Here is a 21,935-nt window from a genome sequence, read left to right as displayed (position 1 = left end):
ATTCTTCTAGACACTGTACCAATATTCAATAAAAAGGCTGGTTTTAGCAATACTATAAATACCTTGCTACAACTGGCTTTTATTTCAATATGTTCTGTCATGATTATTTCTTTTTATCTTTAGGACTTACGCACAAGTTACTAAAAACGAACCACAGAGAACACAGAGAACACAGAGGAATGAAAGTTTGAGATCGAGTAAGTATCTACCATTCATCAAAGTCAACCTTTTCACAATCTTGTTTTATTGCTTCACTCATTAGCTGTAAGTCTTCTTTGGGTATTGAACCGGCAAACTTTAGTAATTCTTTACCGGGAACGCCTTTGATTTTTGATTTTGTTAAATTGCGGGCAAATTCCAGGACCTGATATTGCAAGTCTTGAGGTATTATGTTTAATTGTTGAATAATTTGATCAGAAATAGATGTAGTCATAATTTCCTTGAATTTTGACTTTGAATGAGTGCAAATTAAACTACTGTTATCCGTGCATTATCTCTCAATTTAGGTTTGACTGTAATTTCTACATCAATTCCCAAAGTATTGAGAAATCTAAACATTCTTTCTAGAGAAAAACCTGTAAATCTTCCTCTCATTAAAGCAGAAACTTTTGGTTGATCAATTCCTAATAATTCGGACGCTTCTGCTTGGGTGATATGACGTGCAATAATAGCATTACTGATTTTACGTGCAAGTTCTGCTTTTACTAGCATTTCCTCTGGGTTGGGTAAATCTAAATCAGCAAATACGTTACCGCTACTGGTTTTTATGGCTCTTGCGTCTCTTTTATGGTGATTGAGGATTGATGATAACAAAACCCTTGCGGGACAAGGGTTATAAACAATTATTTCCATATTTTCAATGAAATGTCTACACAATAGGGCTTTCAATGATTTTGAACCAGGTTTTCCATAAAAATAACCGAAGAACCGTTTTTATTTCAATCTTTTCTGTATTGTAATTGTGCATCTACTTTAATTACTCAATTACAGGGATTTGCAATGATATCTTATTAGATGATATCAACACAACAGAATGGGATAAAGATGAATGGCAATGGTAGTCAACAGATTTGATGTATTCCTAGTTAATCTTGACCCTCCCATTGGCAGTGAAATTAAAAAAACACGCCCTTGCTTAATAATCTCACCCAACGAAATCAACCATTATATTTCCACCGTAATAGTTACACCAATGACAACAAAAGGGCAACTATACCCCACAAGAGTAACCTGTCAATTTCAAGGAAAAGAAGGGCAAATCGTACTTGACCAAATTCGCACAATAAATAAAACTCGACTAATCAAACTTCTCGGTCAAATTACCACAGAAGAACAAAAAGCCGTTTTGGATATCTTAGCGGAAATGTTCGCAGAATAAATAACCTTCTTCTTCCTTCGTGTCCTATCCCTACGGGACGCTGCGCGTTAGCTTCTTCGTGGTTTGTTTCTCATAAAACCAAGACGCAGAAAACGCCTTTTGCGCCTTTTGCGTCTCTGCGTGAAAAAACCCCTTTACACCATCTCAGAAGTCTGCACCGTAGCTTGTTTTCAAAACCCAAAAATTAAAAATCCAAAATTATTTTTTTTGAATTTTTAATTGTTTAAGTTCCTACGACACCAGAGTAAATTAAACCCCGCTGTATATCCAAAGTCAAAATTGCACCATCCTTAATTACTTGTGTCGCATCCTTCACGCCTACAATTACTGGTACACCGAGACGTAAACCAATAACTGCGGCGTGACTGGTGAGACTTTCTTCTTCAGTAATAATCCCCCCGGCTTTACGAATTGCTTCCACAAAATCAACACCAGTGCGGGATGCTACCAAAATATCTCCAGGATTAAAGTTACTGGCATCCATAGCATTATGAACTACCCTAGCGCGACCACTCACAGAACCCTGTCCCAGTCCAATGCCTTGACCTAGTACAGCAGTGACTATTTCTACCTTAATCAAGTCCGTTGACCCAGAAACCCCCTGAAGCGTACCAGCGGTCATGACCACTAAATCACCTTCAGTGAGGAGGTTTTTTTCCTGGGCGACATTAATAGCGGCTTGGAATGTCTGACCTGTAGAAGGTAGTTCTAGCACCAACAGCGGTCTAACTCCCCAGACCATCTGTAACTGTCGGGCTACATTAACATGAGGTGTAATGGCTAAAATTGGCGTTTTCGGGCGAAACTTAGAAACGTTGCGGGCTGTAGCCCCGGTTTGTGTCAAAGTCATAATTGCCGCTGCACCTAAATTCTCAGCAATTTGACTAACAGCTTGGCTAATCGCGTTGGGAATAGAACGCCTATTATCTCGTGATAGACGGGAATTGGTGTTCAGGGTTTCCTCTTGTTCAATTCGTTCGGCTATTCTGGCCATAGTGGCTACAGCTTCTATGGGGAAACTACCAACGGCGGTTTCATTGGACAGCATGACCGCATCTGTGCCATCTAAAATGGCGTTGGCGACATCGGATACTTCTGCACGGGTAGGACGGGGGTTGCTGACCATGCTATCTAGCATTTGGGTAGCGGTAATAATGGGAATTCCCAGGCGGTTGGCTGTGGCAATGAGCCGTTTTTGTAGCACGGGTACGTCTTCCGCCGGTAGTTCCACCCCTAAGTCACCTCTGGCAACCATCACCCCATCACATAAAGACAAAACTGCTTCCATTTGTTCAATGGCTTCGTGCTTTTCGATTTTGGCAACTACAGGGACATTTTTGCCGGTGCTGGAAATTAGTTCTTTAATTTCGATAATGTCCTGGGGGTTGCGGACAAAGGAAAGGGCTACCCAATCAACACCTTGGTCTAAACCAAACATCAGATCCTCGCGGTCTTTATCGGTCATAGCTTTGATGGATAAGTAAACTCCCGGAAAGTTAACACCTTTGTTGTTGGAAAGTTTACCTGGAACTGTTACCCGACAATGTAAATCGCCTTTTTCGCGGTTAATTTCCTCCACTACCATTTCGACTTTGCCATCATCGAGGAGGATATTTGAACCGACGGGGACTTCTTCGGCTAAGTAATCGTAGGTAACGCAGCTTATTTCCTGTGTTCCTTCTATGGGGCGATTTGTCAATGTGAAGCGATCGCCTTTTGCTAAAATTATCGAACCAGTTTCAAACCGCCCCAAGCGAATTTTCGGACCCTGTAAATCTTGCAGAATTGCTACCGGTCTATTCAGTTCAAAAGCGGTTTGCCGAATTAATCGAATACTCCGCTGATGGTCAGCATGAGTTCCGTGGGAAAAGTTGAGCCGTAGTGTTGTTGCACCCGCTTCAATAATCCCTTTCAGCATTTCTGGACTGCTGGTAGCAGGTCCGATAGTAGCAACAATTTTAGTTCGGCGCTGAGAATCTCTTAATTGCGTCATGGGCTGGGTTCAAAATTTTGGGGATCTACCTGGGAATTTATCGTCATCTTTTCTCATGCCATTTAATATCTGAGATTTTGGATCATGAAAACCTGACTGTATCAGCAAATCATTTTTCCATTGATCGCCATCTTTTTGCAAATGGTTATGAATTAAACAGACTCTCTCTTTTGGGTCACTACTATATCAATGTTATAAGCAGTTAGAGAGCTAATCATGGTATAGTTTTGATATCGTACACTAATCTGATCGGCCACTTTCTCCTCAGAAAGTTTTTTGTCTCAAAGCACTGCTTTAGCCAAGAATCATAGCCTTATTTACACATTCTTAACCACAACTCTGGATAAATCTTGCTTTACATAACTTTACTCTTCACTAAGATTAATAGTATGATCCGTAAAGATTCATTATGAAAGGAGTTAAGAATGATCACGTCGGAGGCACAAAAGCCACTGACAATTCCCCCCAAAGAACTTTTATCACCTCCTGGTGATTTTAATCCCACCCTATTAATGTTTTTAGTTGTGGTGATGATGTTAGTTTTGTCTAACTTTGGGTATTGGCTTTGGGAATGGCCGCATTGGTTGTGTTTTAGTGTCAATACTCTAGCGCTACATTGTTCAGGAACGGTGATTCATGATGCTTGTCACCAATCTGCCCATCGCAATCGAATTGTTAACGCTATGTTAGGCCATTGTAGTGCCTTGATTCTAGCTTTTGCTTTTCCAGTATTTACACGAGTACATTTACAGCATCATGGTAATGTTAATCATCCCCAAGATGATCCAGATCATTATGTTTCTACAGGTGGTCCCCTGTTCTTAATTGCGGTGAGATTTTTGTACCATGAAGTATTTTTCTTTCAAAGACGGTTATGGCGTAATTATGAACTACTAGAATGGTTTATTAGTCGCCTAATTATCATTACTATTGTTTATATTTCTGTCCAATATCATTTTTTGGGCTATATTCTTAACTTTTGGTTTATTCCCGCTTTCTTGGTAGGAATAACTTTGGGGTTATTTTTTGATTATTTACCTCACCGTCCTTTTGTTGAGAGAAATCGCTGGAAAAACGCCCGCGTCTATCCTGGCAAGGTTCTCAATATCCTAATTTTGGGGCAGAATTACCACTTAATTCATCATCTTTGGCCTTCGATTCCTTGGTATAATTACCAGCCAGCTTATTATTTAATGAAGCCATTATTAGACGAAAAAGGCAGTCCGCAAACTTCCGGGTTATTGCAGAAGCAGGACTTTTTGGAATTTGTCTATGATATCTTCATAGGTATTCATTTTCATCACTGAATTTAGCAATATAATGTAGGGGCGGGGTTTCCCCTACATTACGATTTGCTGACTGGATCTCATGGAAGTGCATACCGCTATAAGTAGGTTGGCGTTGAAAATTGTCGTTATGACAAGGCAAGAGGCAAGAGTAAAGAAGTTTTCAGCGATTTTACGTTTCTTTACACAGGTTGGTTTTATTGTGTTCACCTACTTAGTCGTTAATTGTTGGTAATCTATGTTTAACGACTCAGAATAGACAACAAACTATGATTTGGACGGAAATTGATACCCATATTAGCCGAGTTACTGACGAAAAATTTGTCAGTCAGCAGCATTTATCCATCAGTGGTGGGTGTATTAATCAGGGTTTTGCTATCAGCGATCGCCAATTGACTTACTTTGTTAAACTAAATCAAGCTTCTCAAGTCTCAATGTTTGCAGCAGAGATGCTTGGTTTACAGCAAATGTCCACCACAGCAACTATCCGCGTTCCTGGTCCAATCTGTTGGGGAACTACAGGCAATTATAGCTATCTTGTCTTGGAATGGCTAGAAATGACCACTGGTAACCATAAGTCTTGGCAAGAAATGGGACGCAAATTAGCAGCAATGCACAAAACTACCAGTAATCAAGGTTTTGGCTGGGATATTAATAATACTATCGGTTCTACACCGCAAATTAACAATTTTTCTAACTCTTGGGTTGAATTTTATATTGAACACCGTTTAGGTTATCAATTTCAGTTAGCAAAAAAACGCGGTGGTAGTTTTCCATTAGCAGAAAAACTATTAGCAGCTATTCCCGAATTATTAGCAAATTATCAAGTTCAACCGGCTTTAGTCCATGGGGATTTATGGGGGGGAAATGCAGGTTTTACGGTTGAGGGTGAACCAGTAATATTTGATCCTGCAACTTATTTTGGTGATAGAGAAGTTGATATCGCTATGACAGAATTATTTGGAGGTTTTCCGCCAACTTTTTATCAAGGTTATGAGGAGATATATCCTTTACATACAGGATATAAAACCAGAAAAACATTATATAATCTGTATCATGTTTTAAATCATTTTAATTTGTTTGGTGGTAGTTATAGTTCCCAAGCTAATCGGATGATTGAAAAAATTTTAACCCACATTCCGCACCCCAAACTGTTCCAGAGGGAAATTACGGAGATAAAAAATCAAAGTTAGCATAAAAACAGACATATACAGTGAAAAAAGGCATTTGAGAAACAGTAAATCACCAAAAATGGCATCAAAACCCATTCTCAATAAGGAGCAATAAGAATGAACACCACCTGGAGAGGTCAACATATAAATAAAAGAAGATATTCAAGAGAAAAATCATAAAATAGACTAATATTTACAGGATAAAAATGAAATTATAGACATAGTAAAATGGAGCTATAAATCAAAGAGATTAGCTCATCTTCACTTTTGAAAAATTAAATTGATAGAGATAATAATTAGGTGACTAATTGATAGTAACGTAAACAATCATCTGGTAAAAGACGCAAGATAAAATCTCTGTCCTGATTCCAATTAGAAATATATTCTTCCTGATTGATTGTCACCAAATGAATACATTGAAAGCATTGAAAAATCCAGCGTAAAGTAGGGCGGTTAGTTGCTTTACCTAATTGATTTTTAATTGTTGATTTAGACTCTTTCAGAGCATTTCTAATTTGTCGTTGAGCCAAAGTATAAACCAATAGACATAAACCCATAATCATTCCCAAAGACTCTATTCTTTCAGGACTTTTGAGGAAAATACTGTCTGCAAAAAATAATGGGTCTTTGAGAAAACCAAACCCTCTTTCACATGACTGCTGGGCTTTATATTCACTGAGCATGGAATCATCGCTAAGTTCTTTTGAATCTAAAACATTCGTCGCAATAATAAAACGTCCCGCACTCAGCAATTCTGTATTAATTTTACTTTCATCCTGGGAGACTGTAGCTGATATTTGGTAACATATTTCTTGTGGAGAATCTTTTGTCTTAGATTTGATTTGAGTAACAATACTTACGTTAATTTGGTGATATTTGAATTGTTTTGATAATTTTGATAATGCTTTGATAGCATCTGCAACATGCAAATTCTTCTTGTGATAATTTTTTCAAATCTTGCACAGCTTTTGATTCTGCTTTGATAATTTTTTGGGTGAGTTTACGCAGGTCTGATTCTCTTCTCTCTTGACTTTGTACCACTAGCCATCTTTGTTCTATTCCGGCATAATTTTCGGTTTTTGATGCTAATTTATATCCTGGTATTGTACTATCAATAAATTCTGATTCTGGTATTGTTGATATTAATGATTTTGCTGCTTTTATGGTTAATGGTACTCGACATAACCACTGTAAATCTGACATCATTTTTAGGTTTGATTCTGTATATAATGCCGAATCAGCAACAATGAGACTATTAACTTCTAATTGTTTTTGATATTCTACTGCTATTTGACCAAAGCATGATGAATCTGTTTGGTTTCCTGATGCTAGTTTTAAAAATATTGGGATGTCTCCATCCCCTGAACATATCATTTCTATAATGAACTGTTTTAAGTCTGGTCTGTGGTCACGGGAATAACCGTAGGTAATTGTAATTTCTTTTGGTGATTTTACTGCTAATTCCTCTAATTCTTGGTTATCTCCTACTTTTTGATTCTCAAATATTACTTCTGGTAAGCTAGTGTTATACTGCCCATGCACGTGCATTGATGATGAGTCTAGGTGTGATGTTGATAGTGATACTCCAAATTTTTTGGCTGCTTTTACTGCGATGATAAAAAATATTGTATCCAATCCTTTTATAAATAGTTTATCCATGACTCTCCCCAGTTTATCGTCGTTGAGATATTCTGGTTTTACTCCTGCTCCTATTAGATGTTCACAGGCGATTGTTTCAAAATATTTGGGAAACATATATAACGGTTTGGATACAAATCCTAACCCGTTTATGATCATGGCTTTTACTACTTGACCTGCATTTACTTTTTCGTCTTTTTCGATTCCTATTAATTCATTTATTATTTCTACTATTCCTATTGAATCTATTATTCCTGCTACTATCCCTAGATGGTCTATGTTCTGAATTTCTATTTCTTGCGGTTTTAATTTCACAACAGTTGCCTCTAATATTTCTGTTGTCATCAATTATTTCTTATTTGGTTATCAATTCATTTTTTTCTTTTGTTACCAAGTTTCACTTTCTCACACCATGCCCTTTCTAATGCTACTTCTTCTCATTAAGTATCTTAATCTTTGAGTTGTCTTTAGTTATTATGTACTACTTGGCTGGCTTTTTTGATCTGTGAAAGTTTAGGGTGCGGAATGTGGGTTACAAGGGGAAAGGGGGGTAACAATGTGATGAAAATTACGGGATACGACTTTTCAAACATCCTCTAAAAATTTATATGATCATAAACTCCGGGATATGATCTTAAATCTTGAGAGGTTATCAATTTATTCATTTTATGTCTATTTATCTGTTTCAAGCTACTCGTCGGCGGTTGGCAATTTGGTACACGGCTATAACGGCAATTTTACTATTATTATTTGCTAGTGGAGTATATTTATATGTTCGTAGTACATTAGTTGAGCGCATTGATGATACACTATATCATGTAGTGGAAGTTGTCGAGCGTTCTTTAGTAATTGAACCGATAAAATTTCAACCGACTCAATTACGAGTAAATGTAGAAGCTAGTTTTCCTAATAATGCTGAAAATGCCGAAGATGATCGGATTGATTTAGAGTGGTTTAGTCCTAATGGTGAATTATTGTGGTCAACTTTTTCGGAAATACTAGATATTCCTATTCATGCTCATCATACAGGTGAAACTGTGCGAATAGAGGGCATGGGAGGATGGGGAGAATCTGCACAGTTATTTAGACAAGTTACGAAAAGGATAGAAAAAGGAAGACAAGTTTTAGGATATTTACGAGTTAGTCATCCTTGGTTTGAGGTGACGAAACCTAGCCGGGAATTAATTTTCGATTTGGCTTTAGGTATTAGTTTAATGCTATTGTCAGTGGCGGCTAGTGGTTGGTTTTTATCGGGTAAGGCGATGGAACCTGTGGGAGAATCTTATCAACGCCTAAAACAATTTACTGCTGATGCTTCTCATGAATTAAGAAGTCCGATTGCTTTAATTCAAACTAATGTTCAAATTGCTTTGGCTGATTTGGATGCAGGGGAAGAAGAAAAGAATACGGTTGAATATAAACAACAATTAAAGGTAGTAGAACGACTTACTCAAAGATTGGGGAAGTTAGTTAACGATTTGCTATTTTTGGCTAGACAAGATAGTGGTATTAGCACAGATTTATTTTCATCTTGTCCTCTTGATGCTTTATTAATGGAAGTTGTAGAAGAACAACAACTGGTAGCTAGAGAAAAACAAATTAATCTGGTTTTGAATTTAGTTGATTCTGCGCTGACAAAAGTTAATCCTGAATTACTAGAAAATTGGTTTACTCTCAGGGGGAATTGGGAACAATTAGTCAGGCTATTTACAAATTTGATTGGTAATGCTTTGCAATATACTCCACCTCAAGGAGTCATAAAAGTGGAGTTAGAAAGAATAGAGGGGATAAATCGAGTTACAGGCAGGCGTTACACTAATTCTCATTTACAAATAAAAGTTAGTGATACTGGCACTGGTATTCCTGCGGACGCGCTACCAAAATTATTTGACCGCTTTTATCGAGTTGATCCAGCACGAACTCATAGAGGTGGGAAAACCGCTACAGCCACAACTACTGGTTCAGGATTAGGATTAGCGATCGCTCAAGCCATTATCAAGCATCATCAAGGACAAATTCAAGTAACTAGCAATCTAGGCGAAGGTACTACTTTCACCGTTACTCTGCCAATTTTGTCCCAGGAGTCAGGAGTTCAGGAGTATGGCTAAGAGGGTGTTTGAAAAGTCTAATTTATTACTTGCAAGGGCGACTAGAAGGTGCGGAATGTGGGTTCAAAAGCCTTGATTTTTAGTTAGTCCACGCAGGTGGTCACTGAGCAGTTCGACAAGCTCACTGTAACACCTGTCGAAGTGTGGACTTTGTTTGTGTAGTAGCGTATCCCTAACGGGAGCCGGAGGTATCTTTCTAATCGCCGGAAACTTTTCAAACATCCTCTAACGCCACGCTGCGCTATCAGGAGTTCAGAAGGAAGAAGGAGTACGATTCGTTGTGAGTGAATCACGGTGAAAGTCCGTAAATAACCTCACCAACCAAACCCGACGACGGAGAAAGGTTGAACTCTCGGCTAGATATGGGTGAAAGTCCCATCTACCAGACTCAGGTATGAACCCCTATCTGTCCACACTGACCAGACTCGGTATCTGGAGGGTGAAGCTGGAAACAGGGCGCAATCAGACATCCATTGTGGGGTGACACTGGCGCTAACGGGAAGTTCCCATGATGAAACCGAGCCTGGAAAAGCAACCTATCCGATTGCGGGACACAATACAAAAACCCGACCTCACTGGAGTTAATTCCCGCCGCATTTTCTTTCAATAGCGGCTTGAGTCCAGGGAATCCAGTGGTTGAATTGGCTACATCTAACGGAACAATCAATCAACGGAGGGAACGAATAAAAACGGATTGAAGGTCTAAGAGAGGTCAAACCCTAAGTAGGCTAGACGAGCAGTGGAATCCCTTCAATTCGGGTAGGACAGACCGTAATTGGTCTGAGGTGTTCAGAACACACAAATTAGAGTAGAGCATGGTTAGGCACAGTGACAACATTAGTGAACCTTGGATGACATTACCCACAGAAGAAATTCCGCCGTGATTTTATTCCGCCTACAAAAACGAGTGTATAAAGCGATTCTTGCAGGAGACAAGCGCAAACGCGAAAGCTAAGAACATCGGAAGCTGGGTGCAGTGAAAGCCGCACGCCCAGATTTAACAGAGAGGAGCGCGGGATAACCTGAGTTCGACTCTACCAGAAGGAAGAATAAAATTACCCAATGACCAATGACCAATGACCAATGACCATCCTATCTGATTTTGTTAAGCTATCTTAAGCGAAAGCGTTAGCGATAAGATTCTAATATTCGGACTAGAAGGTGGTAGTGTGCCAAAATATATTCGGTTAATTTCGCTTTTAGTGGCAATCAGTTTATGGAGTTTGCCAAAAGCTGCCCATGCTCAGGCATTCATTCCGCATACAGTGCAAGTTGATAATGCTCAGTTAGAGAAACAGGGCTTGAATTTAGCCCAGGAAGCGGCTCAATTAGCTCAGTTTCAGCAAGTTGAAACAGCTTTACTTAGAGCGCAATTGGCGGTGAAATTAGCCCCACAGAATGACAAAATATGGTGGTTACTGGGAAGTTTACATTTACAAAATCGAGATCTTGATCAAGCTGTCATCTCCTTGAACAAAGCCCAAACCCTCAATCCTAAAAATCCTGAAGTGCTGTTTGCATTGGGTTCAGCCAAATTTCAAAAAAAAGATTACCAAGGAGCTATTAGCCATTATCAAGCGGGTTTGAAATTAAAACCCAATTATTCCGGGGGTTTGTTTGATTTGGGTAATGCTTACTTTATGTTACAGAAATTCCCAGATGCGATCGCTCAATTTAATTTAGCAGTTAACCAAGATAAAAAGTTTTGGCCAGCAATTAACAATATTGGTTTAATTAAATACGAACAAGGTGACATTCCGGGCGCAATTCAGCAGTGGCAAACAGCAGTTAATATTGACAAAAAAGCCGCAGAACCTTTACTTGCTTTAGCCGTAGCATCCTATAATCAGGGCGATAAACAAAAAAGTTTAGAAATGGGAGTATCCGCACTCCGCATAGATTCCCGTTATGCCAATTTAGATTTTCTCAAAGAAAACCTATGGGGCGATCGCCTACTTGCAGAAACCAAAAAATTCTTAGAAATACCAGCAATTAAATCAGCCTCACAGCCAAAGGAGGAAATACCCTAATAGGGGAGTGGGGGGAGTGGGGGGAGTGGGGGGAGTGGGGGGAGTTGGGGGAGTGGGGGGAGGAGTTTTACTGATGACAACGGACAACTGACAACTGACAACTATCCTTGTGGCAAAAGAGCCATAATTTGGTCAATAAACAGTTGGTGATCGACGACAGGCTTAGAAATATAACCATCAGCACCACTTTGGTGCAAAAAATTCTCGCGATCGCCTTCCATCGCGTGTGCTGTTACTAAAATCACCGGTAAATTAGCTGTTTGTGGGTCAGACTTTAACATTTGTGTAATTTTGATCCCATCAACAGACTTACCTTGGTATACACTATGTGATAGGGACACATCCATCAAAATTAGGTCAATTTCATGGGATTGAGCTATTTTCATCACCTCCTCTACATCTTCTGTATGTTTTACATCCAACCCCCCACGTTTACTCAGTATTTTAGAAAAAACACGAGCATTAATTAAATCATCTTCAACAATTAGAACAGTTTTCATGAGATTTCATACTAAATAGGGCTAACATCTGATCAAAATCTATTGTATTTTTAATAATCCATAAGCATAGATCACATCAAAAATAATACTACTGCTTTTTCTCATCATGAGTATCAAGATTATGTGAGTATTTCTATTTGATCATCCGTTATGCTGTAATTTTAGAGCGTGTTATCTTCTAGCGGCTGTTGTGTAGTGAAAATTCAGGGAAAAACCTCATGGCAAAACAGTTAAACCTTCTCTCCAAGGGACAGGTCATCACCACCGCCCTGCACACCGAAATGCAACGGTCATACCTAGAATATGCCATGAGTGTGATTGTGGGGCGAGCCTTACCAGATGTTCGAGATGGATTAAAACCAGTACATAGGCGCATTTTATATGCCATGCACGAACTGGGTTTAACACCAGATCGACCTTATCGAAAATGCGCCCGTGTGGTGGGAGATGTTCTCGGTAAATATCACCCTCACGGCGATCAATCAGTTTATGATGCCTTAGTTCGGTTAGTCCAAAACTTTTCCAGCCGTTATCCCCTACTCGGTGGACATGGTAACTTTGGTAGCGTGGATAATGATCCACCGGCAGCCATGCGTTACACAGAAACCCGTCTTGCACCTGTAGGACATGAAGGAATGCTGGCGGAAATTGCCGAAGAGACAGTGGAGTTTACTGGCAATTTCGACAATTCTCAACAAGAACCAACCGTACTCCCCGCTCAATTACCATTTTTGTTACTGAATGGTTGTGCGGGTATTGCTGTCGGTATGGCTACAAATATTCCCCCCCACAATTTGGGAGAAATCGTTGATGGCTTAATCGCCTTAATTGACAACCCAGATTTAACCGATGAAAAATTATTTCAATTAATTCCCGGTCCAGACTTTCCTACTGGTGGGGAAATTGTTGATCATGGTGGCATTAAAGAAGCCTATACCACTGGCAAAGGTGGTATTGTCATGCGCGGTATCGTCACAATGGAAGAAATTCCCGCCACCAGGGGAACTAAACGCCGCACAGCATTAATAGTCACAGAACTGCCCTTTCAAGTTAATAAAGCTGGATGGATTGAAAAAATCGCCGATTTAGTCAATCAAGGTCGGTTACACGGAATTTCTGACATTCGAGATGAGAGTGACAGGGAGGGAATGCGCGTAGTCATTGAACTTAAACGCGATACCAACCCTCAAGAACTGCTCCAGCATTTGTATCACCAAACAGCTTTACAAACCAGCTTTGGCGCGATTCTCTTAGCTATAGTTGACGGACAACCCCGCCAACTAACATTACGGCAACTATTACAGGAATTTCTCAAGTTTCGAGAACACACCCTCAACCGTCGCTACAGTTACGAATTAGGGAAAGCGGAAAATCGGGTAAATGTCCTAGCAGGATTGTTAAAAGCTTTAGCAAATCTAGATGATGTCATTGCTATATTACGACAAGCCCCCGATGGCAGTACAGCCAAGATGACACTTTGTAGCCAGCTAGATTTAACGGAGGTACAAGCAGATGCCATTTTGTCTATGCCATTACGTCGTCTCACTGGTTTAGAACAGCAAAACTTACAACAGGAATTTGACCAACTTAACCAGGAAATTAGCCTATTGCGAACATTACTAGCAGACAGACGGGAATTACTCAAAGCCCTGAAAAAAGATTTGCGAACTCTCAAACGGAAATATAATGATCCTCGACGGACGAAAATAGTTCACATTACAGAAAAACCAGTTTCCGAAGAGAAAGGTAAAGCTAAACCAGCAGCAGTAGCCGCAGAAGAACATTCTCCAGCGAAAATCCCCACTCCTAAACCGGAACAACCCCCAGAAGAAACCATTTTAGAAGTTACTCAACGAGGTTATGTCCGGCGAATTTCCCCCAACAGTAAAAAAACAAAAGGGGAAAATGGCTTGCTAGATCATGATTTCCTGATCCAAACTGAATTAACTAATACTCACAAAGACCTGTTAATCCTCACCAGCGGTGGTAAAGTTTACCCGATTACGGTGGGAGATATTCCCCTAACTACTGGACGTTCAGCGCGAGGAACGCCATTGATTACGATGCTTACCAGTACCGCCCAAGGTAACACGGAAGCTATCATTACCCGGTTCTTGCTGCCAGAAAAACCCGAAACCTTGGAAATGGTTTTGTTAACTAAGGAAGGACGGATTAAACGCCTATCTTTATCAGAATTTGTCAATCTCTCACGGCGCGGAATTACAATTTTGAAGCTTAAAGACAAGGATGAATTAGCGTTTACCCAATTCCTCAGCAGCGGAGAACATCTAATTTTAGCGAGTTCTAGCGGTCGTCTACTCAGGTTTCCCGTTAATGATGAACAACTACCGATTATGGGTCGGGCTGCAATGGGATTACAAGCTTTCCGCCTTTTGAAAAATCAGCAAATGGTTGGTTGTGTCAATGTCAGTAAACATCATCAATTATTGTTGGTTACTGAGGAAGGATATGGCAAAATTATGGCTGCAAATCAGTTGAGGGCGGCGAATCGGGGGGATTTAGGAATACAACTTTTGAAATTTAATAATAAAACGGACAATTTAGCGGCTATGGTTCCCGCAAAACCAGGTTCAGAGGTCGCATTATTAACAAATAAGGAGCGAGTAATTCGCGTATCGGTAGATGCAGTTCCTAATCTCAACAAAGATAGTAGGGGTGAAAGTATTTGTCAACTTAACAGGGATGAGAGGATTATTAGTGTGGTGGAGGTAGAGTAGGGTTATAAGAACCCCACCCCCAACCCCCTCCCCGCAAGCGAGGAGGGGGCTATGATGTAACCTTGTTTAATAATTTCATTTTGGGTTTTCATCATTGCTTTCCTCTGTTTGTATTACTTCTGTCGACGTAGTTATTCACTCCCCCCCTCTAAAATTATCGAAACCCTTGATCTCTCGTTAAAGATAGGGGGGGAGTGTGAGCAGTTAAGTAATTGGACAAAAATATTTACAGTCATTGCGAGGGAAGGGAAGCAATCACAACCCTGGCGATTGCTTCATTTCACTTCGTTCCATATAGCTAACGCCACGCTGCGCTTACGCAATGACATTGTGTAATTAATTCTGTCTCACTACTTACCATCCCCGCAAGCGATGAGGGGCTAAGATGTAAGTAATTGGACAAAAATATTTACAGTCATTGCGAGGGAAGGGAAGCAATCACAACCCTGGCGATTGCTTCATTTCACTTCGTTCCCTATGGCTAACGCCACGCTTACGCAATAGCACTGTGTAATTAATTCTGTCTCACTACTTAATCTCCCCGCAAGCGATGAGGGGCTAAGATGTAAGTAATTGGACAAAAATATTTACAGTCATTGCGAGGGAAGGGAAGCAATCACAACCCTGGCGATTGCTTCATTTCACTTCGTTCCATATAGCTAACGCCACGCTGCGCTTACGCAATGACATTGTGTAATTAATTCTGTCTCACTACTTACCATCCCCGCAAGCGATGAGGGGCTAAGATGTAAGTAATTGGACAAAAATATTTACAGTCATTGCGAGCGAAGGGAAGCAATCACAACCCTGGCGATTACTTCATTTCACTTCGTTCCATATAGCTAACGCCACGCTGCGCTTACGCAATAACATTGTGTAATTAATTCTGTCTCACTACTTAAGATTGGAAATCGCTGTAAACTAAAATTTACTAAAAAATTTTCGGGTTATTTAGTCATCAAAAGACAACTTTTGCTATGAGACTGGGAATATGGCTAACGCCACGCTACGCTATCATTCCCAGGCGGGTTAAAGGTTTTTTGTCTACGGAATTTGTATGGTTATGTCACGCAAGCTAATCGCCGGATGTTTTTCAAACATTTTCTAAAATTATGCCTCTTAAACTCAGTGATTGGGATCAAGATTTACCAATAGAAGAAGATGAAGAATATCAAGCCTTTATTCGTACACTTCAGTTTACAGAAGGCTTTGGTATATTATTTGTGCGTTGTTCTCCGGCCGGAGGTGAACAATTAATTAGTCAAGTAAAAGCAGATATTCATGATCAAAATATAGAAGTTATCAAATTAGATAAAGATGTTACTAGTTTATATGAAATAGTTAATAAATTACCTAACAAAAACAATATCAATATATTATTTATTACAGGCTTAGAGTCTTCATTTTATAAATACGAAGAATCCAAAACTCTAGTAGGTTGGACTAGTCGAGAAACTCATCATTATAGTTGGGAAGGTGTACCACCAATTTTAATTAACATCAACCAACAGCGAGAACGGTTTAGAGATAGTTTTAATATTTGTTTTGTTTTCCTATTACGACAGTTTGCAATTAAATATTTTATTCACCGCGCCCCTGATTTCTTTGATTGGCGTTCTGGTTTATTTGATTTTCCTTTAGATTCAAAAACTCTAGAACAAGAAGCTACAAGGATTATTCAGGAAGGAACTTATGAGAAATATGCAAATTTAACCAATGAAGAAACAAATCAGAAAATCTTAGAAATTACAGAAATTATTGAACATGAAATAGATAATGAACAAAAAGCTGAATTATTTTTTGAATTAGGTTATTTGCAAAGAGTTAGAGAAAATCATGAAGAAGCCATATCTTCCTACGACAAAGCTGTGGAATTTAAACCTGATAATCACCAAGCTTGGTACAACCGGGGCTATTCCCTACGTAAATTAGGCAGGTATGAAGAAGCCATATCTTCCTACGACAAAGCTGTGGAATTTAAACCTGATAATCACGAAGCTTGGTACAACCGGGGCTATTCCCTATACAATTTAGGCAGGTATGAAGAAGCCATATCTTCCTACGACAAAGCTGTGGAATTTAAACCTGATAATCACCAAGCTTGGTACAACCGGGGCTATTCCCTACGTAAATTAGGCAGGTATGAAGAAGCCATATCTTCCTACGACAAAGCTGTGGAATTTAAACCTGATGATCACGAAGCTTGGAACAACCGGGGCTATTCCCTACGTAAATTAGGCAGGTATGAAGAAGCCATATCTTCCTACGACAAAGCTGTGGAATTTAAACCTGATAAACACCAAGCTTGGTACAATAAAGCTTGTGGTTATGCCTTGCAAGGTAATATTGAACAAGCAATTGAAAATCTGCAAATAGCAATTAATTTGCATCCTGAAGTTAGAGAATGGGCAAAAACTGATTCAGATTTTGATGCTATTCGGGAAGATGAACGTTTTCAAGCTCTACTTTAAAATAATCCCTACTTTCCCCAGGGCTAAGTAGTGAGACAGAATTAGTTACACAATGTCATTGCGTTAGCGCAGCGTGGCGTTAGCCATAGGGAACGAAGTGAAATCAAGCAATCGCCAGGGTTGTGATTGCTTCCCTTCGCTCGCAATGACTGTAAATATTTTTGTCCAATTACTTAATCCCTACTTTCCCCAGGGCTAAGTAGCGAGACAGAATTAATTACACAATGTCATTGCGTTAGCGCAGCGTGGCGTTAGCCATATGGAACGAAGTGAAGTGAAGCAATCGCCAGGGTTGTGATTGCTTCTCTTCCCTCGCAATGACTGTAAATATTTTTGTCCAATTACTTATTTAAATCTCGGTCAATGTCTTCATGGAAGATTCGCCGAGAAGTCCACACTCACCTGTTCGCGCAAGCGTGTCGCAGGGAATATGGGAGTGTGTGGAGTATGTCATTAATAGATAAACTCTGGCAATATGCTGTATATTTTTATTAATTGAAATTTGATAGAAAAATGACAACTACAACTGAGCATTTACAAATTTTAGAAAAACGGGTTTGGATTTGGAGAGATTACCAAATTCAATATACTGTGATGGGTACAGGACAGCCTTTGGTACTAATTCACGGTTTTGGCGCGTCCATTGGTCATTGGCGCAAAAATATCCCGGTTTTGGCTAGTGCCGGTTATCAGGTGTTTGCCTTAGATTTGTTGGGATTTGGTGGTTCTGATAAAGCTGTTATAGATTATAGCATGAATGTGTGGGCAGAATTATTAAAAGATTTTTGCAATGCACATATTCAAACACCAGCAATATTTATTGGTAATTCTATTGGCGCTCTTTTAAGTTTAATTGTTTTAACAGAATACCCAGAAATTGCGGCTGGAGGGGTCTTAATTAACTCTGCTGGTGGTTTGAGTCACCGTCCCCATGAATTAAATCCAGTTTTGCGAGTGGTAATGGCAACTTTTAACAAATTAGTGGCTAACCCAGTTACAGGTAAATTCGTTTTTAACCGTATTCGTCAAAAATCGCAAATTCGCCGGACTTTATATCAAGTATATAGCGATCGCACTGCGGTGACAGATGAACTTGTAGATTTACTTTATAACCCATCTTGTGACCCAGGAGCGCAAGAAGTTTTTGCTTCTATTCTCACCGCACCTCCCGGTCCTAGTCCAGAGGAATTATTACCAAAGTTGGAATTTCCGTTATTAGTAATTTGGGGTGCAGAAGATCCTTGGACACCAATTACCGGCGCGAATATCTATGAAGCAGCGCGAGAAAATGGTCAAAATATTAAAGTTGTTCCTATTCCCGGCGCTGGTCATTGTCCCCATGATGAAGTTCCAGAGATTGTTAATAGTGAAATTATTGATTGGTTAGGAGAAGTAACGGGTAATGGGTAATTATTAATTTACTGAATTTTAACACCAACATAACCGATAATAATTTTAGTTGGTTTTAAAGGATGAAAATGAAGTCTCCATGCACCTGGAGTCATCCGAATATGCCAACTAAATAATCTTTTTTCTCCATCAAGACATTCAAAAGTTAACTCTTTTTCAAAATTATCTAATCTTGATTTACTTTCTGGTATTACTTTACTAGCAAAATCATCTTTATTAAAAGTACCTGACATCCATTTTTTAGAATATTCTTCAAGTTCAGATAATTTTTTCATAATTTGTTGGAATATAGGAGAACCATTATTAATATTTTCTAATTGTTTCTCTACGGAATCACAAAATTCTAAATGAGGAAATATCTCTTTTCTGTTATTCCATAAATCTAAACCAGAATTAATATTATCATAAAGACGATTTTTAATCCATTCTTCATGTTCAATAACATGATTTTTACTACTTGCGTGTTTAACTTCTATAATTTCTTCCAGTAATTCTCCATCTTCGTTATTTGTAATTTGCAGGAGAGATATAACATTATTATTCCATAATTCATGGGTTTTGAAACTAACAGATAATACCTTTGATGTATGAGTACAAGCATAAATAAATCCTTGAGGGGTTTCATTATAATCTTCACAAGCATATAAGACTTCATTCGACTGAGATTGATCAAAAAATTCATCAAACTCATCAAACTCAAAAAATTGTATACTTAAAATAAAATCCTGTTCAACTTGATCAACATTTTGATCATTAAGCCATTTAGATATAGGATAATTAGAGGCAAGATTAATATTATGAAAACTATTATAACTTAGTAATTGTTGTTGTATTCCTTGTTCTAATGCTTCTCTTAAAGTTTGAATAAAGTTAGACATTAATTCTCTAGCTTTATATTCGTCATTTTTTAAAGTCAAAAGACATAATTCATTAAATACCAGTTGAATATCCATTATTTAATCTCCCACTGGTGCTAATAATGCTCTTGAACTTTTATTCCATTCATCAAAGAAATTTTTAGGAATTATATTAATACGTCCTTTTTTGTCTAATTTAGGAGAAATAATTTTAATTTCATTCATTTGACTTTGTATTTCAAAAAAGTGTAATTGTACATCTTCTGGCTTAATTTTGCCATCATGAACAGCAATTCTTATACCATTTAGAATATGATCACTGTGACTTTCAATGATTACTTGAATACCATGATTTGCAGCTAAAGCTAATAATTGACCTAGTTGTGATTGTCCTTGAGGGTGAAGATGAGATTCAGGATTCTCAATAATTATCATTGTTCCTGGTTTAGAGGAAAGAATTGCTGTTAGAATGGGTAAATAATAAGTGACACCAAAACCTACATTAAAAGGGGAATATTCTTTACTAACTCCAACTTTACTAACTCCAAAAGAATATTTTATTGTCATTGCATTGGCAACTTGTCTTATGTTAATATTAATATTGGGACTAATTTCTCCCATCCAAGCATCAACTTGATCTTTTAAACTTTGAGATTTACTGCAAGGATGACTTAATTCACTAATGGGAATATCTTGATTACCAAATTCATATAAAAAATGTGCCGTATATTCTCCTTTTTTACCTATTTGTCTATGTTTAACAACATCATTTTCAGATAAAGGATAAGATTCCTCTGGTGTAATTCTTTCTGCACCTAAATAGTGAAAATTATCATTAAATAAATTAAATTGATTAACTTGAGCATCATTAATTATTAATGCAATCGGTAGCACATTACTACTAGGAGAATCATAATCAAAATTCCAGATTGTTTGCTGATCATTTTCCCAAGCAATTCCAAAGCTAATTAATTCTTCTTCCGCATTTTCATATAGAGCATCTTCAGCAGTACCTATATAAGCTATCTTATTATCAAGTTTTATCCCATTATTAGGTAAATAATCTGTTATATAAGCATAGCGTAATAAAACTAATGATTGAATTATAGAAGATTTACCTGTACTATTTAAACCAGAAATTAAGGTAAGAGGTTTAAAATCAAAATTTTCATCTGCAAATGCTTTGAAGTTTTTTAAATGTAATTTTTTAATCATGACAATATACTTTGAATAATTCCTTGAATATGCTTAAATCGCTCTTTGACGATGTTAGCATCTCCAGCACTTTTATATAAGATACTATCAAACTTACCATTTTCTTGTTCTTTTAATAAAACTTTAAGTAAATCTTCTTTTCTTTGTTTAAGAATATTGATTTCCTGATCATTTAATTTAGCCAGGTTAATTGACCATGCTTCCAGTAGTGCTTTATTGATAGGATATCTTGGTTTCTCTCTTGGCTTCCTAAATGCTTGTCCCTCAAATAAATCATGAGCAAGATTCATAATTAACAAAAATCTTTGTTTAATGTTCTCTATTTCAGAATCATCCATTTGATTCATTTCGGTCATTTTTTTATCTAAAAAATAATCATAATCTTTGAAAGTCAGGTTATCTATATTACTTGTCATTAAAGATAAAACTTTTAAAATACATTCTTGGTCAATCATCCTTTTATCTTTAATTCCCTTATCTGTTGTTTTTTTAAATTCTGGAGATTCAGAAAGTTCTTTTAATAAATTTGTGATTTTATTTGAAGAGTTTTTAGCATAACGCATTTCCTGAGCAGAAAGTGCAGTTCCTCCTTGATTAATCCGTTTAAATATATTAAAAGTAATTTCGGGTGATGTTCCTCTTAAAAGTAAATATACTGTTAGTTTTGTTTCTTTAATTCTTCTTTTCCACCGAGGTGTAAGTTCCTGATATTTTTTACCATGTAAATCAGTGAAAAAATCTAATCCATTCAGATTAAAACTTTGATCAGTGACAAATTCCTTAAATGTTGTTATTCTTTGGATTCCATCTATGACTAACCATTGATCATCATTAGTTGCATCAATATAAAAAGCAGGTAAAGGAATTTGCAATAAAAGAGATTCAATTAACCGACTTTTTGCAGTTCTAGTCCAAATACCTTCTTTTCGTTGAAATTCAGGTGTGATCATTCGATGATTATTTAATCTGTCCAGAATTTGCTGTACGGTCATGATATTAGTTCCCATACTAATGCAAGTCGGATCAAATCCTTGAGAAAGAGTTGGTTCTTCTTCTTCCTCTTCCTCTTCAATGTCTATATCTTCCTCATATTCTGAATTAATATTATTTTGTTGCAAATAGTTTGTTTCTGTCATAAT

The 21,935-nt window shown here is 37.9% G+C and carries 16 protein-coding genes and 1 pseudogene; 8 read left to right on the top strand and 9 right to left on the bottom strand.

Annotated features, from left to right (window positions below):
* Positions 1–205: 205 nt before the first annotated feature.
* Both NG743_RS16600 and NG743_RS16595 read right to left on the bottom strand, forming a co-directional pair.
* Positions 206–433, bottom strand: a complete 228-nt coding sequence (locus tag NG743_RS16600; protein WP_027403926.1) for a hypothetical protein — start codon at positions 431–433, stop codon at positions 206–208.
* Between the two features lie 35 nt (positions 434–468).
* Positions 469–852 (bottom strand): helix-turn-helix domain-containing protein, encoded by a 384-nt coding sequence (locus NG743_RS16595; protein WP_257120466.1) that lies wholly within the window; start codon positions 850–852, stop codon positions 469–471.
* A gap of 202 nt (positions 853–1,054) precedes the next feature.
* Between NG743_RS16595 and NG743_RS16590 the strand changes: the two genes are divergently transcribed.
* Positions 1,055–1,378 carry a type II toxin-antitoxin system PemK/MazF family toxin gene (locus NG743_RS16590; protein ID WP_228043884.1) on the top strand — a complete coding sequence of 108 codons (324 nt, stop codon included), beginning with the start codon at positions 1,055–1,057 and terminating at the stop codon, positions 1,376–1,378.
* A gap of 223 nt (positions 1,379–1,601) precedes the next feature.
* On the opposite strand, the gene pyk is transcribed toward NG743_RS16590, so the two are convergent.
* Positions 1,602–3,371 carry a pyruvate kinase gene (gene pyk / locus NG743_RS16585; protein ID WP_027403929.1) on the bottom strand — a complete coding sequence of 590 codons (1,770 nt, stop codon included), beginning with the start codon at positions 3,369–3,371 and terminating at the stop codon, positions 1,602–1,604.
* Positions 3,372–3,796: 425 nt separating this feature from the next.
* Here pyk and crtR point away from each other — a divergent pair, with 425 nt between their 5' ends.
* Complete coding sequence (gene crtR / locus NG743_RS16580; RefSeq protein ID WP_027403930.1) at positions 3,797–4,678, top strand: beta-carotene hydroxylase; 882 nt, start codon at positions 3,797–3,799, stop codon at positions 4,676–4,678.
* A 248-nt stretch (positions 4,679–4,926) separates the two neighbouring features.
* The gene (locus NG743_RS16575) at positions 4,927–5,850 is read left to right on the top strand and encodes a fructosamine kinase family protein (protein WP_257120464.1); all 924 of its coding nucleotides are present in this window, start codon (positions 4,927–4,929) and stop codon (positions 5,848–5,850) included.
* On the opposite strand, the gene NG743_RS26940 is transcribed toward NG743_RS16575, so the two are convergent.
* Positions 5,785–5,973 carry a C4-dicarboxylate ABC transporter gene (locus NG743_RS26940; protein ID WP_284083287.1) on the bottom strand — a complete coding sequence of 63 codons (189 nt, stop codon included), beginning with the start codon at positions 5,971–5,973 and terminating at the stop codon, positions 5,785–5,787. The two genes, NG743_RS16575 and NG743_RS26940, sit on opposite strands and share 66 nt — an antisense overlap.
* 152 nt (positions 5,974–6,125) lie before the next feature.
* Positions 6,126–7,812 (bottom strand): annotated as a pseudogene (locus NG743_RS16570) (IS1634 family transposase).
* A 335-nt stretch (positions 7,813–8,147) separates the two neighbouring features.
* On the opposite strand from NG743_RS16570, the gene NG743_RS16565 reads away from it, so the two are divergent.
* Together NG743_RS16565 and NG743_RS16560 are read left to right on the top strand one after the other, a co-directional pair.
* A complete protein-coding gene (locus NG743_RS16565) occupies positions 8,148–9,575 on the top strand; it encodes a sensor histidine kinase (protein WP_035083052.1) in 1,428 nt (475 codons plus the stop codon).
* A 1,169-nt stretch (positions 9,576–10,744) separates the two neighbouring features.
* Positions 10,745–11,605 (top strand): tetratricopeptide repeat protein, encoded by an 861-nt coding sequence (locus tag NG743_RS16560; protein WP_027403799.1) that lies wholly within the window; start codon positions 10,745–10,747, stop codon positions 11,603–11,605.
* Between the two features lie 101 nt (positions 11,606–11,706).
* Here the strand turns inward: NG743_RS16560 and NG743_RS16555 are convergent, their stop codons facing one another.
* Positions 11,707–12,105 (bottom strand): response regulator, encoded by a 399-nt coding sequence (locus NG743_RS16555; protein ID WP_257120463.1) that lies wholly within the window; start codon positions 12,103–12,105, stop codon positions 11,707–11,709.
* Between the two features lie 218 nt (positions 12,106–12,323).
* Here NG743_RS16555 and NG743_RS16550 point away from each other — a divergent pair, with 218 nt between their 5' ends.
* From NG743_RS16550 to NG743_RS16540, 3 genes are all read left to right on the top strand, one after another.
* Positions 12,324–14,843 carry a DNA gyrase/topoisomerase IV subunit A gene (locus NG743_RS16550; RefSeq protein ID WP_027403797.1) on the top strand — a complete coding sequence of 840 codons (2,520 nt, stop codon included), beginning with the start codon at positions 12,324–12,326 and terminating at the stop codon, positions 14,841–14,843.
* Between the two features lie 1,112 nt (positions 14,844–15,955).
* On the top strand, positions 15,956–17,314 hold the full coding sequence (locus tag NG743_RS16545; RefSeq protein ID WP_257120462.1) for a tetratricopeptide repeat protein: 1,359 nt from the start codon (positions 15,956–15,958) through the stop codon (positions 17,312–17,314).
* A gap of 513 nt (positions 17,315–17,827) precedes the next feature.
* Positions 17,828–18,724, top strand: coding sequence for an alpha/beta fold hydrolase (locus NG743_RS16540; protein WP_257120461.1), 897 nt, complete (start codon positions 17,828–17,830; stop codon positions 18,722–18,724).
* An 8-nt stretch (positions 18,725–18,732) separates the two neighbouring features.
* Here the strand turns inward: NG743_RS16540 and NG743_RS16535 are convergent, their stop codons facing one another.
* From NG743_RS16535 to NG743_RS16525, 3 genes are read right to left on the bottom strand one after another with little or no spacing between them, the layout of a single operon-like run.
* Positions 18,733–19,677, bottom strand: a complete 945-nt coding sequence (locus NG743_RS16535; RefSeq protein ID WP_257120460.1) for a hypothetical protein — start codon at positions 19,675–19,677, stop codon at positions 18,733–18,735.
* A 3-nt stretch (positions 19,678–19,680) separates the two neighbouring features.
* A complete protein-coding gene (locus NG743_RS16530) occupies positions 19,681–20,796 on the bottom strand; it encodes a DUF3696 domain-containing protein (RefSeq protein ID WP_257120459.1) in 1,116 nt (371 codons plus the stop codon).
* On the bottom strand, positions 20,793–21,932 hold the full coding sequence (locus tag NG743_RS16525) for a DUF262 domain-containing protein (protein WP_027403792.1): 1,140 nt from the start codon (positions 21,930–21,932) through the stop codon (positions 20,793–20,795). Before NG743_RS16525 ends, NG743_RS16530 begins: the two co-directional genes overlap by 4 nt.
* Positions 21,933–21,935 lie beyond the last annotated feature (3 nt).

Source organism: Dolichospermum heterosporum TAC447 (assembly GCF_024584745.1).
In the GTDB taxonomy this organism is placed as follows: domain Bacteria; phylum Cyanobacteriota; class Cyanobacteriia; order Cyanobacteriales; family Nostocaceae; genus Dolichospermum; species Dolichospermum heterosporum.
This window is presented reverse-complemented; position numbering and strand designations above follow the sequence as displayed.